This window comes from Pseudomonas acericola (SeqCode) (assembly GCF_053456465.1).
The window spans coordinates 159,495-176,160 of record NZ_JBRFJB010000001.1 but is presented as its reverse complement, the minus strand read 5'-3'; the positions used below and the strand labels follow the sequence as shown (position 1 = coordinate 176,160).

14 protein-coding genes are annotated in these 16,666 nt (G+C 62.4%); 6 read left to right on the top strand and 8 right to left on the bottom strand.

The genetic code is table 11. The features are described from left to right. Positions 1 to 29: 29 nt before the first annotated feature. Entirely contained in the window at positions 30 to 962 is a 933-nt protein-coding gene (locus ACU688_RS00775; protein WP_448183316.1) for an iron-sulfur-binding ferredoxin reductase, read from the bottom strand. A 215-nt stretch (positions 963 to 1,177) separates the two neighbouring features. On the opposite strand from ACU688_RS00775, the gene ACU688_RS00770 reads away from it, so the two are divergent. The 4 genes from ACU688_RS00770 to ACU688_RS00755 all read left to right on the top strand — a co-directional run bounded on the left by ACU688_RS00770 (position 1,178) and on the right by ACU688_RS00755 (position 7,647). After that, positions 1,178 to 2,701 (top strand): fumarate hydratase, encoded by a 1,524-nt coding sequence (locus tag ACU688_RS00770; protein WP_016971118.1) that lies wholly within the window; start codon positions 1,178 to 1,180, stop codon positions 2,699 to 2,701. A gap of 252 nt (positions 2,702 to 2,953) precedes the next feature. Continuing rightward, complete coding sequence (locus ACU688_RS00765; protein ID WP_448183315.1) at positions 2,954 to 4,729, top strand: ATP-binding protein; 1,776 nt, start codon at positions 2,954 to 2,956, stop codon at positions 4,727 to 4,729. Beyond that, positions 4,714 to 6,039, top strand: coding sequence for a sigma-54-dependent transcriptional regulator (locus tag ACU688_RS00760; protein WP_448183314.1), 1,326 nt, complete (start codon positions 4,714 to 4,716; stop codon positions 6,037 to 6,039). The genes ACU688_RS00765 and ACU688_RS00760 overlap by 16 nt, the downstream gene beginning before the upstream one ends. Before the next feature lie 288 nt (positions 6,040 to 6,327). Continuing rightward, positions 6,328 to 7,647, top strand: a complete 1,320-nt coding sequence (locus ACU688_RS00755) for an MFS transporter (RefSeq protein ID WP_124524981.1) — start codon at positions 6,328 to 6,330, stop codon at positions 7,645 to 7,647. Positions 7,648 to 7,780: 133 nt separating this feature from the next. On the opposite strand, the gene ACU688_RS00750 is transcribed toward ACU688_RS00755, so the two are convergent. After that, positions 7,781 to 8,542 carry a COG4705 family protein gene (locus ACU688_RS00750; protein ID WP_448183313.1) on the bottom strand — a complete coding sequence of 254 codons (762 nt, stop codon included), beginning with the start codon at positions 8,540 to 8,542 and terminating at the stop codon, positions 7,781 to 7,783. Positions 8,543 to 8,708: 166 nt separating this feature from the next. Here ACU688_RS00750 and ACU688_RS00745 point away from each other — a divergent pair, with 166 nt between their 5' ends. After that, positions 8,709 to 9,341 carry a flavin reductase family protein gene (locus ACU688_RS00745; RefSeq protein ID WP_448183312.1) on the top strand — a complete coding sequence of 211 codons (633 nt, stop codon included), beginning with the start codon at positions 8,709 to 8,711 and terminating at the stop codon, positions 9,339 to 9,341. 127 nt (positions 9,342 to 9,468) lie between these two features. Here the strand turns inward: ACU688_RS00745 and ACU688_RS00740 are convergent, their stop codons facing one another. Then, entirely contained in the window at positions 9,469 to 9,747 is a 279-nt protein-coding gene (locus ACU688_RS00740; protein WP_448183311.1) for a hypothetical protein, read from the bottom strand. A gap of 12 nt (positions 9,748 to 9,759) precedes the next feature. After that, entirely contained in the window at positions 9,760 to 10,101 is a 342-nt protein-coding gene (locus ACU688_RS00735; protein ID WP_207040609.1) for an antibiotic biosynthesis monooxygenase family protein, read from the bottom strand. Between the two features lie 328 nt (positions 10,102 to 10,429). Here ACU688_RS00735 and ACU688_RS00730 point away from each other — a divergent pair, with 328 nt between their 5' ends. Further along, on the top strand, positions 10,430 to 11,359 hold the full coding sequence (locus ACU688_RS00730) for an AraC family transcriptional regulator (RefSeq protein ID WP_448183310.1): 930 nt from the start codon (positions 10,430 to 10,432) through the stop codon (positions 11,357 to 11,359). Between the two features lie 57 nt (positions 11,360 to 11,416). Here ACU688_RS00730 and ACU688_RS00725 read toward each other — a convergent pair whose 3' ends face one another. The 4 genes from ACU688_RS00725 to edd form a co-directional block, all read right to left on the bottom strand. Continuing rightward, complete coding sequence (locus ACU688_RS00725; RefSeq protein ID WP_448183309.1) at positions 11,417 to 12,886, bottom strand: ATP-binding protein; 1,470 nt, start codon at positions 12,884 to 12,886, stop codon at positions 11,417 to 11,419. After that, positions 12,876 to 13,610 carry a response regulator gene (locus tag ACU688_RS00720; protein ID WP_017738074.1) on the bottom strand — a complete coding sequence of 245 codons (735 nt, stop codon included), beginning with the start codon at positions 13,608 to 13,610 and terminating at the stop codon, positions 12,876 to 12,878. Before ACU688_RS00720 ends, ACU688_RS00725 begins: the two co-directional genes overlap by 11 nt. Before the next feature lie 144 nt (positions 13,611 to 13,754). After that, a complete protein-coding gene (locus ACU688_RS00715) occupies positions 13,755 to 14,711 on the bottom strand; it encodes a glucokinase (RefSeq protein ID WP_448183308.1) in 957 nt (318 codons plus the stop codon). Further along, positions 14,708 to 16,534: a phosphogluconate dehydratase gene (edd, locus tag ACU688_RS00710; protein WP_017738076.1), complete on the bottom strand. Its 1,827-nt coding sequence runs from the start codon at positions 16,532 to 16,534 to the stop codon at positions 14,708 to 14,710. The genes ACU688_RS00715 and edd overlap by 4 nt, the downstream gene beginning before the upstream one ends. Positions 16,535 to 16,666: the final 132 nt, after the last annotated feature.

Below are 16,666 nucleotides of genomic sequence, written 5' to 3'. Positions count from 1 at the left end.
GCGATTCTCGCGGCCTTGGAATTCAGCGCTCAACCCCGGGGCAGGAACACATCGGCCAGCAGTTGATTGCGCGGCAGGCCCGCCAGGAACAGGCGCTTGGAAAACGCCTCGACCTGGGCGGGGTGCCCGCAGAGTAAGGCCAGCGTTTGCCGCGAAACAAGCCGCAGTTGCGCCAATGCCTGGGCCGACTCGGCCGCCGTCCACAACTCCACCGTCAGATTCGGATGCTGCGCAGCCAGCGCGGCCAAGGGCTCGGCCAGATAATGCCCATTCGCATCATGAGCCTGGTGAATCACGCGAATGGCGCCCTGGTGATCCTGGCGCAATGCCTCGCGCAACACGCCCCACAATGGGCCCAGGCCGGTGCCCGACGCCAGCAGCCACAACGGCCGGGATTGCCAGTCGGGATCGTATTGCAACGCGCCGCCGCGCAATTCGCCCAGGCGCAAAACGTCGCCAACCTGCAACTGCCGAGCACGATCACTGAATTCACCCGACTGACGGCAATCGAGGTGAAACTCCAGGAACGGCTCTTCCTGAGGCAAGCTCGCCAGGGAATACGGCCGCGCCACCTGCCCCGCCCACAACACCAGATGTTGCCCGGCACGATAACGCAGGCCGCACTCCGGATGCAGGCGCAGGCGCAGCACTGTCGGGTTCAGCCAATCGGCTCCCACCACCTGGGCGGCCAAACCGTCACGTGTCGGGTCAAACGTTTCGACCCGCAGATCACCGCTGACCTGGCACTGACAGGCCAACCGCCAGCCCTCCTCACGTTGCGCCGGGCTCAAGGCCTCCGGCTGCCGGTCAGACACCTCACCGGCACAGCGCACCAGGCACGCATGGCAACTGCCCGCGCGGCAACTGTAGGGTACGGCCACACCCGCCTGGTTCAGCGCATCCAGCAGATTGCTGCCGGGGGCGACCGACCAGTGGCGTTCGCCGACGTGCAGTTCAGGCATATAAAGGTCTCAATCTCAGGGGATGGGCACAGGGAATCATGCCTGCGACAGTTTGACCATAGTCGGGTGTATCGGCCACCGCGCCGGGTTATACTGCCGCGCCTTTTTAGCGTCGCGCCTGCACCATTGGCGTGCCTTGGAAAGGTGGTTCCAGCCGACCGATGCAACACTGGAGCCACCTTTATTGAATGTTCCCTTATAGAGGAGCGCGACTCATGACCGTGATCAAGCAAGACGACCTGATTCAGAGCGTTGCCGACGCCCTGCAATTCATTTCCTACTACCACCCCGTTGATTTCATCCAGGCCATGCACGAAGCCTACCTGCGCGAAGAATCGCCAGCGGCCCGTGATTCCATTGCCCAGATCCTGATCAACTCGCGCATGTGCGCCACCGGCCATCGCCCGATCTGCCAGGACACCGGTATCGTTACCGTGTTCGTGCGCGTGGGCATGGACGTACGTTGGGATGGCGCCACCATGGGCCTGGACGACATGATCAACGAAGGCGTGCGTCGCGCCTACAACCTGCCGGAAAACGTCCTGCGTGCATCCATCCTCGCCGACCCGGCCGGTGCGCGCAAAAACACCAAGGACAACACCCCGGCGGTCATCCACTACTCCATCGTCCCGGGTAACACCGTGGAAGTGGACGTGGCGGCCAAAGGCGGCGGTTCCGAGAACAAGTCGAAAATGGCCATGCTCAACCCGTCCGACTCGATCGTTGACTGGGTGCTCAAGACCGTTCCGACCATGGGCGCCGGCTGGTGCCCACCGGGCATGCTGGGCATTGGCATCGGCGGCACCGCCGAGAAAGCTGCGGTGATGGCCAAGGAAGTGTTGATGGAATCCATCGACATCCACGAGCTGAAAAAGCGCGGCCCGCAGAACCGTATCGAAGAGATGCGCCTGGAGCTGTTCGAGAAGGTCAACCAACTGGGCATCGGCGCCCAGGGCCTGGGTGGCCTGACCACCGTGCTCGACGTGAAGATCATGGACTACCCGACCCACGCCGCTTCGTTGCCGGTGTGCATGATCCCCAACTGCGCCGCCACCCGTCACGCGCACTTTGTGCTCGACGGCTCGGGCCCGGCGTCGCTGGAAGCGCCACCGTTGGACGCCTACCCGGAAATCGTCTGGGAAGCCGGCCCATCGGCCCGCCGCGTCAACCTCGACACCCTGACCCCGGAAGAAGTGCAGAGCTGGCAGCCGGGCGAAACCGTGTTGCTCAACGGCAAGATGCTCACCGGTCGCGACGCTGCGCACAAGCGCATGGTCGAGATGCTGAACAAGGGCGAAACCCTGCCGGTAGACCTCAAGGGTCGCTTCATCTACTACGTCGGCCCGGTTGATCCGGTGCGCGAAGAAGTGGTTGGCCCAGCAGGCCCGACCACCGCAACGCGGATGGACAAGTTCACCCGTCAGATCCTCGAACAAACCGGCCTGTTGGGCATGATCGGTAAATCCGAGCGCGGCCCGACTGCGATCGAAGCGATCAAGGACCACAAGGCCGTGTACCTGATGGCCGTCGGCGGCGCCGCTTACCTGGTGGCGCAAGCCATCAAGAAGTCCCGCGTTGTCGCGTTCGCCGAGCTGGGTATGGAAGCGATCTACGAGTTCGACGTGAAAGACATGCCGGTCACCGTTGCTGTCGACAGCAAGGGCGAATCCGTACACATCACCGGTCCTGCCATCTGGCAGAAAAAGATCAGTGAAAGCCTGGCGGTAGAAGTGCAGTAAGCGCTTCCCCCGCAAGGAAAAAGGCGACTGCGGCCCCATGGCCCAGTCGCCTTTTTTATGGCTGGCGCTATTGCAATGATGAACTCGGACATGTGGGAGCTGGCTTGCCTGCGATGCAGACACCTCGGTTTCCCAAGGACACCGAGGTGATGTCATCGCAGGCAAGCCAGCTCCCACAAAAGCGCGCTCGACACAAGATCCTGGCAGCTCATGGTATGGTGCACTCCCCTCACTGCGCCTGTTCATCACCGTATGATCGTGATCCCTCGCCCCCTGCGCCTGACCTTCTACTCCCTGCTGATCATCGCCGGCGCGCTGCTGGCCGCCGCCTTGGCCACCCGCCACGCCGAACGCCAGGCCCTGGTAGACGACGCCGCCCGCGCCAATCAGCAACTTGCGCTGTACGCCAACTCCCTGCATACCCTGATCGAACGCTACCGCGCCCTGCCCGCCGTGCTGGCGCTGGACTCGGAAATGATCAATGCGTTGAAAGGCCCGCTGGATGCCACCACCCAGGACGTGCTCAACCGCAAACTGGAGCGCATCAACGGCGCCGCGCAGTCGTCCACCCTGGAGTTGATGGACCGCACCGGCCTGGCCGTGGCCGCCAGCAACTGGAACCTGCCGAGCAGTTATGTCGGGCACAACTACGCGTTTCGGCCGTATTTCAGCCAGACCCTGAGCCAAGGCACCGGGCGCTTTTACGCCGTCGGGGTGACCACCGGGGTGCCGGGGTATTTCCTCTCCAGCGCGGTGGTGGATGAACACGAGCAGTTCCTCGGCGCCATGGTGGTCAAGCTGGAATTCCCTGAACTGGAACGCGAATGGGCCCAGGGCAACGACCTGCTGCTGGTCAGCGACGCGCGCGGCATCGTGTTTATCGCCAACCAGCCGGGCTGGCGTTATCGCAACCTGCGGCCGCTGTCGGCCACCGATCTGGCCGAACTCAAGGCCACTCGCCAATACGACAAGAAACAACTGGAGCCCCTGGAAACCGAGGCGTTGCAGCGCTTTGACGACAACAGCCACCTGGTGCGCGTCAACGGCCCCGACGGCAAGGCCAACTACATCTGGGAATCCCTGCCGCTGAAAGCCGAAGGCTGGACCCTGCACCTGCTGCGCAAACCGCAGTTTGCCTTTGAGGACCAACGCAACGCCGGCCTTGCCGCCGCCGGCTCGTGGCTGGCGCTGGTGTTCCTCGTGCTGTTTCTCACCCAGCGCTGGCGCCTGGCCCGTTTGCGCCAGCGCAGCCGCGAAGAGCTTGAGCAACTGGTGGAAGAGCGCACCCAGGCCCTGCGCACGGCCCAGGATGGCCTGGTGCAATCGGCCAAGCTGGCGGCACTGGGGCAGATGTCCGCCGCCCTCGCCCATGAGATCAACCAACCGCTGACCGCCCAACGCATGCAGTTGGCCACCTTGCGCCTGCTGCTCGACCACGGTCGCGTGGACGACGCCTACAAGGCCCTCACCCCGCTGGACGAAATGCTCACGCGCATGGCCGCGCTCACCGGCCACCTCAAGACCTTTGCGCGCAAAAGCCCCAGCGGCCTGCGCGAACGCCTGGACCTGGCGCTGGTGGTCGATCAATCCCTGCACCTGCTCGACGCCCGCCTGCGCGACGAATCCATCGGTGTGGTGCTCGACCTGACCCGCCCAGCGTGGGTGCGCGGCGACGCGATCCGCCTGGAACAGGTGCTGATCAACCTGCTGCGCAATGCCCTCGACGCGATGGCCAACACCCCGCGCAAACGCCTGGAAATCCGCCTGCACGCCGACCAGCAACTGTGGCAGCTGACCGTCAGCGACAGCGGCGGCGGGATTGCCGAAGAACACCTCAACAGCGTGTTCGATCCGTTCTTCACCACCAAGCCGGTGGGTGACGGCCTGGGCCTGGGGCTGGCGGTGTCCTACGCCATCGTGCACGAACTCGGCGGGCGCCTGATCGCCGGCAACCGTGGCGACGGCGCCGTCTTTACCCTGACCCTGCCCATCGCGCTGGAGACGCCCGACCTATGCTTAACGCCGTGATTGTGGTCGATGACGAAGCCAGCATCCGCACAGCCGTCGAACAGTGGTTGAGCCTGTCGGGCTTTGAAGTGCAGCTGTTCAGTCGCGCCGAAGAATGCCTGGCGCAATTGCCCAGGGACTTTGCCGGGGTGATCCTCAGCGATGTGCGCATGCCCGGCCTCAGCGGCCTGGAGCTGCTCGCCGAAGTGCAGCGCCGCGACGCCGACTTGCCGGTGATCCTGCTGACCGGTCACGGCGATGTGCCGATGGCGGTGGAGGCCATGCGCGACGGCGCCTACGACTTTCTGGAAAAACCCTTCAGCCCCGATGCCCTGCTCAACAGCCTGCGCCGCGCGCTGGACAAGCGCGGGCTGATCCTGGAAAACCGCCGCCTGCATCAACAGGCCGACCACAAGGCCCAATTGGAATCCAGCCTGCTCGGCGTGTCCCGGGGTTTACAGAACCTGCGCCGGCAAGTGCTGGACCTGGCGAGCCTGCCGGTCAACGTGCTGATCCGGGGCGAGACCGGCAGCGGCAAGGAACTGGTTGCACGCTGCCTGCATGACTTCGGCCCACGGGCAAAAAAACCGTTTGTCGCGCTCAACTGCGCGGCGATCCCTGAGCAACTGTTTGAAGCCGAACTGTTCGGCCACGAAAGCGGCGCGTTCACCGGCGCCCAGGGCAAGCGCATCGGCAAGCTGGAATACGCCCACGGCGGCACGCTGTTCCTCGATGAAATCGAAAGCATGCCCCTGGCCCAGCAAGTCAAACTCCTGCGGGTGTTGCAGGAGCAGAAACTGGAGCGCTTGGGCTCCAACCAGAGCATCCACGTGGACCTGCGCATCATCGCCGCGACCAAGCCCGACCTGCTGGAAGAAGCCCGCGCCGGGCGTTTTCGCGAAGACCTGGCGTATCGCCTGAACGTTGCGCAACTGCGCCTGCCGCCGTTGCGGGAGCGGCGTGAAGATATTCCGCTGCTGTTCGAGCACTTCGCCCACAGCGCGGGCGAACGCCTGGGCCGCACGGCTGAACCGCTGAGCGGCGCGCAACTGGGGCGCCTGCTCAGCCATGACTGGCCGGGCAATGTGCGCGAACTGGCCAACGTCGCCGAACGACAGGTGCTGGGGTTGGGTGAGCCGGAGCCGGAAGGGATCGAGGCGGGGCAGTCGCTGGCGGCGCAGCAGGAAGCGTTTGAAGCGCATTGCTTGAAGGCGGCGCTGACCCGGCACAAGGGTGATATCAAGGCGGTGCTGGCGGAGTTGCAACTGCCACGGCGGACCTTGAATGAGAAGATGCAGCGGCATGGGTTGGTCAGGGAGATGTTTCTCTAGCGACCTTCAGGCCTCATCGCGGCGGTGCGACGATTCGACAAGCCCGCTCCCACATTTTTGAATGTATTCACAAATCAATATGTGGGAGCTGGCTTGCCTGCGATGAGGCCGGCAGCCATAAGCGGATTTCCGCTCACCACCCCCAATTCATCAGCAACTTTCCGCTCAAAAAAATCCCCCAACCCTTCTAGACCGGGCCCTCCCCCACCTGGCACAGCTCCTGCTATAGCCCCTGCCAGGCTGTGCCCAGGCACGCTCCATAAAAACAACTAGATGAAGGATCCTTCAATGGATAACTCCAACGCCCTGCCTCTGGGGTCGGCGGCCGCGCCGGCAAAAGAGCGCACCACCTCCAGCCGTATCAAGTCGATCTTCAGCGGCTCCGTCGGCAACATGGTCGAGTGGTATGACTGGTACGTCTACGCCGCGTTCTCGCTGTACTTCGCCAAAGCCTTCTTCCCCGCCGGCTCCTCCACCGCACAACTGATGAACACTGCCGCGATTTTTGCCGTGGGCTTTATCATGCGGCCGATTGGTGGCTGGTTGATGGGCATGTATGCCGACTACAAAGGTCGCAAGGCGGCGCTGATGGCCTCGGTGCTGCTGATGTGCTTCGGCTCGCTGCTGATCGCCCTGACCCCCGGTTATGACACCATCGGTATCGGCGCGCCGATCCTGCTGGTCCTCGCCCGTTTGCTGCAAGGCCTGTCGGTGGGCGGCGAGTACGGTACTTCCGCGACCTACCTGAGTGAAATGGCGACCAAGGAACGTCGTGGCTTCTTCTCCAGCTTCCAGTACGTGACCCTGATCTCCGGGCAACTCATCGCCCTCGCGGTGTTGATCGTCTTGCAACAGACCCTGACCACCGAGCAGCTGTATGCCTGGGGCTGGCGTATCCCGTTCGCCATCGGCGCGCTGTGTGCAGTAGTCGCGCTGTACCTGCGTCGCGGCATGGAAGAAACCGAGTCGTTCACCAAGAAGGAAAAAGCCAAGGAAAGCGCGATGCGCACCTTGCTGCGCCACCCCAAGGAAGTGTTGACCGTGGTCGGCCTGACTATGGGCGGTACGCTGGCGTTCTACACTTACACCACCTACATGCAGAAGTACCTGGTGAACACCGTCGGTATGAGCATTTCCGACTCCACCACCATCTCGGCGGCGACGCTGTTCCTGTTCATGTGCATCCAACCCCTGGTCGGCGGGCTGTCGGACAAGGTGGGCCGTCGGCCGATCCTGATCGCGTTCGGCATTCTCGGCACCCTGTGTACGGTGCCGATCCTGACCACCCTGCACACCATCCAGACCTGGTGGGGCGCGTTCTTCCTGATCATGGCCGCGCTGATCATTGTCAGCGGCTACACCTCGATCAACGCCGTTGTGAAAGCCGAACTGTTCCCCACCGAAATCCGTGCGCTGGGCGTCGGCCTGCCGTATGCGCTGACCGTGTCGATCTTCGGCGGTACGGCTGAATACATCGCGCTGTGGTTCAAGAGCATTGGCATGGAGACGGGTTATTACTGGTACGTGACCGCGTGTATTGCGGTGTCGCTGGTGGTCTACGTGACTATGAAAGACACCCGCAAGCATTCGCGGATTACCACGGACTAAAGACGCTGGGAGCGGGCTTTTGTGGCGAGGGAGCTTGCTCCCGCTGGAGTGCGGAGCGCTCCCAAAATCTTGGGGCCGCTTCGCAGCCCAGCGGGAGCAAGCTCCCTCGCCACAGCAAGCCCGCTTCCACATTTTAGCTTTGTGTCGCCTGGCTAATGCGGTCACGCCCATACCGCCGCTGCGCATACGACGCCCCCGCAATCATCACCACCAGCACCGCCGCCAGCACCGCTGACGAGCCAATCGTGCCGAAATCCAAGCCGCCCTTTTCATAGGGTTTGGTGAGGAAGTCCCCCAGTGTTGCGCCAAACGGCCGGGTCAACACAAACGCGACCCAGAACAACAACACCGACGAGATCTGCGTGAAGTACTTGAGCGCAACGACCACCGCGATGGTCGAGCCGATCAACAACGCACCGCCGGCAAAACCCAACCCCGAATCGTCCGCCAGGAAGTCGCCCAGCGCGGTGCCCAGGGTGTTGGAAAACAGAATCGCCATCCAGTAGAACAATTCCCCGCGAAAGGTCTGCACCTTGTTCACGTTCAGTGAATCGCCGCTGAGGTGCCACATGGCGAAGATGATCATCAGGATCACAATCAGGATCATCGACCCCGTGGCGTAGCCCAGGCCCAGGGTGCGGTCCATAAAGTCCGACATGGTAGTGCCAGCCGTGCTGGTGGACAGGATCACGATCCAGTACAGCACCGGGTTGTAGGTTTTCGACCAGAGTTGCGTCAGCAGAGTGACGAGAAACACGCTGATCAGGATCATCGAGCTGAGGGCGTAGCCGACATTCAGGGTCATCGACAGCAAATCCCCGGCGGTTTCGCCGAGGGTGGTTGCGCAGATTTTCATGACCCAGAACGCCAGGGTGATCTGAGGAAGTTTATTCATGGGGTGGAAGGCTCCGAGGCGCAGTCATTCGATTGCGCGCAGACTGAACGTGGAGCTGTGAAAAATAGGTGGGCGCGGTATGAAAATTCCATATCGCCGATGGAAATTCTCCTCCACGCCTTGCAGTATGAGCGCCTCATTGCACCCGATCGCAGGAACCCCGGCCATGCCCGACGATATTCATTTCTACGAACCCGCCAACGGCCACGGCCTGCCCCATGACCCATTCAATGCCATCGTCGGCCCGCGGCCCATTGGTTGGATTTCTTCCCACGACAATGAAGGCCGCCTGAACCTGGCGCCCTACAGCTTCTTCAATGCGTTCAACTACATTCCGCCGATCATTGGGTTTTCCAGTGTCGGGCGCAAAGACAGCCTGAACAATATCGAACAGACCGGCGAGTTTGTGTGGAACCTGGCGACCCGGCCGCTGGCCGAGCAGATGAACCAAAGTTGCGCGGCGGTATCGCCGGAGGTGAACGAATTCGAACTGGCCGGGCTGACGCCGGTGGCGTCGAAGGTCATCAAGGTGCCACGGGTGGGCGAGAGCCCGGTGTCGTTTGAATGCAAAGTGACGCAGATTATTCAGCTGCAACGGGCCGACAAGGAGCTGGTGCCGAGTTGGCTGGTGCTGGGTGAGGTGGTGGCGGTGCATATTGCCAAGTGGTTACTCAAGGATGGCGTCTATGACACGGCGGCGGCGGAGCCGATCTTGCGTGGTGGTGGGCCGGCGGATTACTTCCAGTTGGGCCCGGAAGCGCTGTTCAAGATGTACCGCCCCGGCGCCGCAAAACCCTGACTGAAATACAGTAAAAAATGTGGGAGCGGGCTTGCCCGCGATAGCGGAGGGTCAGTTATCACAGCTGTGACTGACAGATCGCTATCGCGGGCAAGCCCGCTCCCACAGTTTGGATCAGTGGTGTTGGTTAGGCTGTGGCAGATGCCCAGGAAAGCTGGCCTTCTTCGTCAACGTCGATCAACCGCTCCAACTGCAACGCAGCCGCATCATCGGCATCGGACGCCGTCTTGAATTTCTGTCCATCAAGGATCTTGTGAAAGCGCGGTGCGCCCATACCATCCAGTGCCTTCACGGCGACGGCGGCGCTGTAGCCACCCTCTCCCGGCACTACGGCGGAAACGGCTTCGTGGTGGGCAAATTCTTTACGTGCCATGTTGCAGGTCCTGGCCAATGGGAAGTCGGCCATTCTAAACCTGATTCAGCCGGCGAGTTGCAGGTACTCGCCATAGGCGTTGGCGGCGGATGCATCGGTGAAGGTCTGGAAATCCATGCTGCGGATCACCATGTCGTTCAACAGCTCGGTGAAGATCATCAAAGCCGGCGAGTTGAAGTACACGCTCATCGCCTGCTCGCTGCTCCAGAAACCCGAGACCAGCCACACATCGGCGTCTACCTGGGACTGCTGCAACGAGAATTGCAGGCAACCCTGAGCCTGGCGGCCCGGTTCGATCAAACTGCTCAAGCGTGCACCGAGTTCGGTGCTGCACCCGCTGCGGGCGCGGATAAAGGCCATATGGCTCGCGGGAATGGGGGTGGACATGTTCGACTCTCCCGTTGAGAAGTGATGCTCGGCAAGCACTGTGAGGGCGTGTTGCCACAGGATCAAAGATAACGGCGCGGGGCCGGGCGCGGTTAGTCGATTCCTGCCGGCTTATTGCACAATCCTGCGAGAAGCGCAGACAGGGCGCCTGACCCGCTGGATTTATCGCAGGCACAGACGCAGTGTTTCAGGCTGATGACAGGCCTCGCACTTGCCTGATTCACGACTTATCGCAGGATCAGGCAAGGATTGTGCAGGATCGACGTAACACTTTTGTGCAACCCGCCGCTAAGCTGAGCCCATCAAAAAAGCGTGTAGAGGCCCACCCATGTCGTCGCCTGAACATCAGCCCGCTCCCCTCGATGCCGAGATGGAAAAACAGCGCGCCGAACTGGCCAGCATCGTGCATCGGCACACCTGGGAGGACGGTTCCTACGGCACCGCGATCACCTCGCTGTACCTGAACCGTCACAACACACCGCGCGATTTCATGCCGGTGCTGGTGGAGCCCGCCCTGTGCATCCTCGCCAGTGGCAGCAAGGAAGTGCGCCTGGCCGACGAGATCTTTGCCTACGACCCGCTCAACTACCTGGTGTTTTCGGTCGCCATGCCGGTGGCCGGGCGCATCATTGATGCCACGCCTGAAGACCCGAACCTGTCGGTGCGCATCAATATCGACCCGGCGCAACTCACCGCGCTGATCGCCGAAGCCGGGCCGATGGGTGTGCCGTCGCGGCCCACATCCCGTGGCATGTATGTGGATCGCATCGACCACCAACTGCTGGACGCGGTGCTGCGCCTGTCGCGCCTGCTGGATACGCCCAAAGACATCGCCATGCTCGCGCCGTTGATCAACCGGGAGATCCTCTACCGCTTGTTGCGTGGGCCACAGGGCTATCGGCTGTATGAAATTGCCGTGGCCAACAGTCAGAGTCATCGGGTCAGCCAGGCGATCACCTGGTTGAACGGCAACTACGAACAACCGCTGCGCATTGATGACCTGGCCAAGGAAGTGAACCTCAGCGTCTCGACCTTGCACCACAGGTTCAAGGCGATTACGGCCATGAGCCCATTGCAGTATCAGAAGCAGTTGCGCTTGCAGGAAGCGCGGCGGCTGATGATTGCCGAAGGGCTGGAAGCGTCGGCGGCGGGGTATCGGGTGGGGTATGAAAGCCCGTCGCAGTTCAGCCGGGAATACAGCCGGTTGTTTGGTGCGCCGCCCCTCAGGGATTTGGCCAGACTGCGCCAAAGCATCTGACCCAAATACAGATCGAACTGTGGAAACTGCCAGCTCCCACATTGGTCCTGCATGCATTCAGTCCAGGCCGCGGGGTAATTGCAGGGTGACTCGCAGCCCACCCTCACGCAAATTCTGCAAACTCACCTCGCCCCCATGACTGTGGGCAATATTACGCGCAATCCCCAACCCCAACCCATACCCCTGCTGCTGCCCGGCCAGGCGGAAGTGCGGTTCAAACACCTGCTCCAAGCGCTGCTCCGGCACGCCTGGGCCTTCATCATCCACGTGCAAGATGAACTCCGCGCCATCGTCCTCAATGTGCAAGTGGGCGTTCTGCCCGTACTTCAAGGCGTTGTCGATCAGGTTGCCGATGCAGCGCTTGAGCGCCAGCGGTTTGCCCGGGTAGGTGGTCAGCGCGCGGCCGTGCTGGGTCACGCGGCCGTTGCCGTTGGGCGCCAGGTACGGTTCCACCAGGCAATCGAGGACGTGGTTGAGGTCCACCGGTTCGATGTTTTCGTGGATGTCGGTGTCTTTCACGCATTGCAGCGCGCCCTTGACCAGCAACTCCAATTCATCCAGATCGCGGCCGAACTTGGCTTGCAGGTTGTCGTCTTCGAGCAATTCCACGCGCAGGCGCAGGCGGGTGATCGGGGTACGCAGGTCGTGGGAAATCGCGCTGAACAATTGGCTGCGTTCGGTCAGGTAACGGCTGATGCGTTCACGCATGGCGTTGAAGGCGCGGCCGACTTCCTCCACTTCGCTGCCGCCGCCTTCGGCCACCGGTTCGACGTCGGCGCCCAGGGACATGTCCCGCGCGGCCCGGGCCAGGCGCTTGAGTGGGCGGCTTTGCCAGTGCACCAGCAGGCCGATGAACAGCAGCAAAAAGCCGCTGGTGAGCACGATAAACCACACTTGCTGGGACGGCAGGCCCTGTTCTTCCAGGCTGGTGTAGGGCTCGGGCAATAGCGAGGCGATGTACAACCATTCGCCGGGGGCGAGTTGGATCTGTGTGACCAGCACCGGCGGATTGACCGGTTCCAGGGTCAGTGCGTAATGCGCCCAGGAGCGCGGCAATTCATCAAGCTTGAGACCGGCATTGAAGATGCGCAGGTCTTCGGCACTGACAAATTCCACCGAGATATGCACGTCGGCGCCGAGGGTCTGGCGCAGCACTTCGTCCACCGCCACCAGCACCGCTTGCTTGCGCGGAGTTTCCGGCAACACTTGCATGTCTAGCGGGCGGTCGTTGAGGGTCACCACAAACCGCGTGCCGCCCATGCTGCGCAATTGGTCGAGGACCAACGGACGATAAGCCACTGGCAACGAGCGGAAATAACTCACGCTGGCAGTCATCGAATGCGCCAGGCTGCGCGCGCTGGTGACCAAGCCTTCGAGCTGGGTGGCGCGCAATTGCGAGACCCAGATCACGCTCGACAGCGCCTGGGCAAACAGCACCACCAGCAAGGTCAGCAGCAACATGCGCCCCAGCAGCGAGCGCGGCACCGGAAAGCGCCGGCGGCGCTCAGTCACATGATCAGTGGGCATTGCCGGCAACCACGCTGGCTGCCAGTTGATAACCGCTGCCACGCACGGTGCGGATCAGCCGCGGCGGTTTTTCGGTATCGCGCAGGCGTTGGCGCAGGCGGCTGACGGCCATGTCGACGATCCGGTCCAGCGGCATCAGGTCGCGGCCACGGGTGGCGTTGCCGATGGTGTCGCGGTCGAGGATTTGTTGCGGGTGGTCGAGAAACAACTTGAGCAGGGCGAAGTCGGCGCCGGAGAGGATCACTTCTTCGCCATCGAGGTGGAACAGGCGGTGGCTGATCATATCCAGGCGCCATTCATCAAACACCAGCACGTCGCTGCTGCCGCGTTGCTCCTGGCCGAACTGGGCACGGCGCAACAGCGCCTTGATCCGCGCTTGCAGTTCGCGGGGGCTGAAGGGTTTGCCGATGTAATCGTCGGCGCCCAGTTCCAGGCCGATCACGCGGTCGGTTTCATCGGAGCTGGCGGTGAGCATGATGATCGGCACCTGCGCCTGGCGCGGGTGTTGGCGGATCCAGCGACAAAGGCTGAAGCCGTCTTCGTCGGGCAACATCACGTCGAGGATGACCAGGTCGCACGGCGCCTCGTTCATCGCCTGGCGGAACCCCGCGCCGTCCGGCACGCCACGCACCTGGAAGCCGGCACGACTGAGGTAGGTTTGCAGCAATTCGCGGATTTCCTGGTCGTCGTCGACGAGGAGAATGGATTTACTGATTACGCTCACGGGGGCCTCCTTGTTGTTATGGCCAAGCTTGAGTCATTTGTTGCTCTTGAGGCCCTCATCGCAGGCAAGCCAGCTCCCACATTTTGACCGTGTGAACCTGATCAACTGTGGGAGCTGGCTTGCCTGCGATAGGGCCATCACTGCCTATGCAAAAGCCTGCTCCAGTGCCACACCCGCCCCAGTCAACCCGGAATACGGCGCCGTCACCAACCACACCGGAATCCCTTTGAAATAGTCACTCATGCAGCCTTTGTCACAAAAACTCTTGGCGAAACCACTGTTGATAAAGAAGTCGGCAAACCTCGGTATCACCCCGCCCACGATATACACACCGCCGCGACCGCCAGTGGTCAGCACGTTGTTGCCGGCTACGCGGCCGAGCCAGATGCTGAACTGGTCCAACACTTCCATCGCCACCGGGTCGCCGGCCAGGCCTGCGGCCGTGATGGCTTCGGGCGTGTCCAGCACCGGCGTGTGCCCGTCCACCGCGCAGATCGCCCGGTACAGACGCGGCAAGCCGCCGCCGCTCAAGGCGGTTTCGGCGCTGACGTGACCGATTTCCGTGTAGATGTGCTGCCACAGCTGGGTTTCACGTGGGCTGCTCAGGGGCAAGTCGACATGGCCGCCCTCCCCCGGCAGCGCCGCAAAGCGACCGCCACCCAAGTCCAGCAGGGTGCCGACGCCCAGGCCGGTGCCCGGGCCGATCACCACGGCCGGGCGCAACGGTTCCGGTGTGCCTTCACAGACCACACGGAATTCGTCGGGCTTGAGGCGGGTCATGCCCAGCGCCATGGCCGAAAAATCATTGACCAACAGCAGTTCATCCACCTGCAACGCCGCGCAAAACGCGGTCTTGCTCAGGCGCCAGTGATTGTTGGTGAACTTGAATTCATCGCCACTCACCGGCCCCGCCACCGACAGGCACACCGCGCCGATATCGCCGATGCGCAGGCCTTCTTCCTTGAGGTAAACCTTGATCGCGTCCTCAGGGCTGGCGTGATCCGCCGTAGCGTGTACGCGGATCGAATGCAGCTCCTGGTCCCGCCACAACGCAAACCGCGCGTTGGTTCCACCGATATCACCGACCAGCGCAAGCTTCACTTAAGCGTCTCCAGGGCAGAGGTAAAGGCGCTGGCGCCCTGCTCTGCGGAGCTTGCGGCCAAGCGCATAAATGCAAACAGCTCGCGACCGGCCCCCACGTTATTGCCCAACAGGCCCGTGGCAGGCGCGCGCGCTGCAAATTCTTCGGCGTCCACCTTAAGCTCCAAGGTGCCCTTCACGCCATCGACGCGAATGATATCGCCATCACGCACCCGCGCCAGCGGCCCGCCGCTCTGGGCTTCGGGGTTGACGTGGATCGCGGCGGGGATCTTACCCGAGGCGCCGGACATGCGCCCGTCTGTGACCAACGCGACTTTGAAACCACGGTCCTGCAACACGCCCAGGAACGGGGTCATCTTGTGCAGTTCGGGCATGCCATTGGAGCGCGGGCCCTGGAAGCGCATCACGGCGACGAAGTCTTTTTCCAGCTGGCCGGCCTTGAAGGCATCGGCCAAATCCTGCTGATCCTGGAACACCACCGCCGGCGCTTCGACGATTTGATGCTCAAGGGCCACGGCCGACACCTTCATCACACCACGGCCGAGGTTGCCTTCCATCACCCGCAAACCGCCTTCCGGTGAGAACGCACGGGCGACCGGACGCAGGATGGTTTCGTCGAGGCTTTCGATAGGGCCGTCGCGCCAGATCAGTTCGCCGTCCACCAGGAACGGTTCCTGGGTGTAGCGGCTCAAGCCCTTGCCCGCGACGGTGTTGACGTCTTCGTGCAACAGGCCGGCTTCGAGCAGTTCGCGGATCAGGAACGACATGCCGCCCGCCGCCTGGAAGTGGTTGATGTCGGCCTTGCCGTTTGGATAGACGTGGGACAGGGTCGGCACCACCTCGGAGAGGTCGGCCATGTCATCCCAGGTGAGGATGATGCCCGCTGACATGGCGATGGCCGGCATGTGCAGCGTGTGGTTGGTGGAGCCGCCCGTGGCGTTGAGGGCAATGATGGAGTTGACGATGGATTTCTCATCAACGATCTCGCCGATCGGCGTGAAGTTGCCGCTGGCCTTGGTCAGGCGCGTGACCTGGTGCGCGGCTTCGCGGGTCAGCGCGTCACGCAGCGGCGTGTACGGGTTGACGAACGACGCGCCGGGCAAGTGCAGGCCCATCACTTCCATCAGCAGCTGGTTGGTGTTGGCGGTGCCGTAGAAGGTGCAGGTGCCGGGGCTGTGGTAGGACTTCATCTCCGATTCCAACAGCTCTTCGCGGGTCGCCTTGCCTTCGGCGTAGCGCTGGCGCACGTCGGCTTTCTGTTTGTTGGAGATGCCGGATGGCATTGGGCCGCCTGGCACAAAGATCATCGGCAGATGGCCGTAGCGCAGCGCGCCCATCATCAGGCCGGGGACGATTTTGTCGCAGATGCCCAGCATCAGCGCGGCGTCGAACATGTTGTGGGACAGCGCTACCGCCGTGGACATCGCAATCACTTCGCGGCTGAGCAGGCTCAACTCCATGCCGGGCTCGCCTTGGGTCACGCCGTCGCACATGGCGGGCGTGCCGCCGGCGAACTGGCCGACCGAGCCGACTTCGCGCAGGGCTTTCTTGATTTGTTCGGGGAAATGTTCGTACGGCTGGTGCGCCGAGAGCATGTCGTTATATGACGAAACAATTGCCACGTTGGCGGCATTCATCATGCGCAGACTATTTTTATCTTCAGTACCGCAGCCGGCCACGCCATGGGCGAAGTTGGCGCATTGCAGCTTGCCGCGCATCGGACCGTCGCTGGCTGCGCCGCGAATGAGCGCAAGGTAAGCCTCGCGGGTGGCGCGGCTACGGGCGATAAGCCGTTCGGTGACCTCAAGAACGCGGGGATGCATGTGTAGAACTCCAGGCTAACGGATGTGGCGACCTGAGTGTCTATGCTGATCAAACGCCCGCTACGCATGGGATGGCAGGGTGTCGTTTAAATCATCGGACCAGTTGATTCAGGTCACTCGTTGTAGATTGAA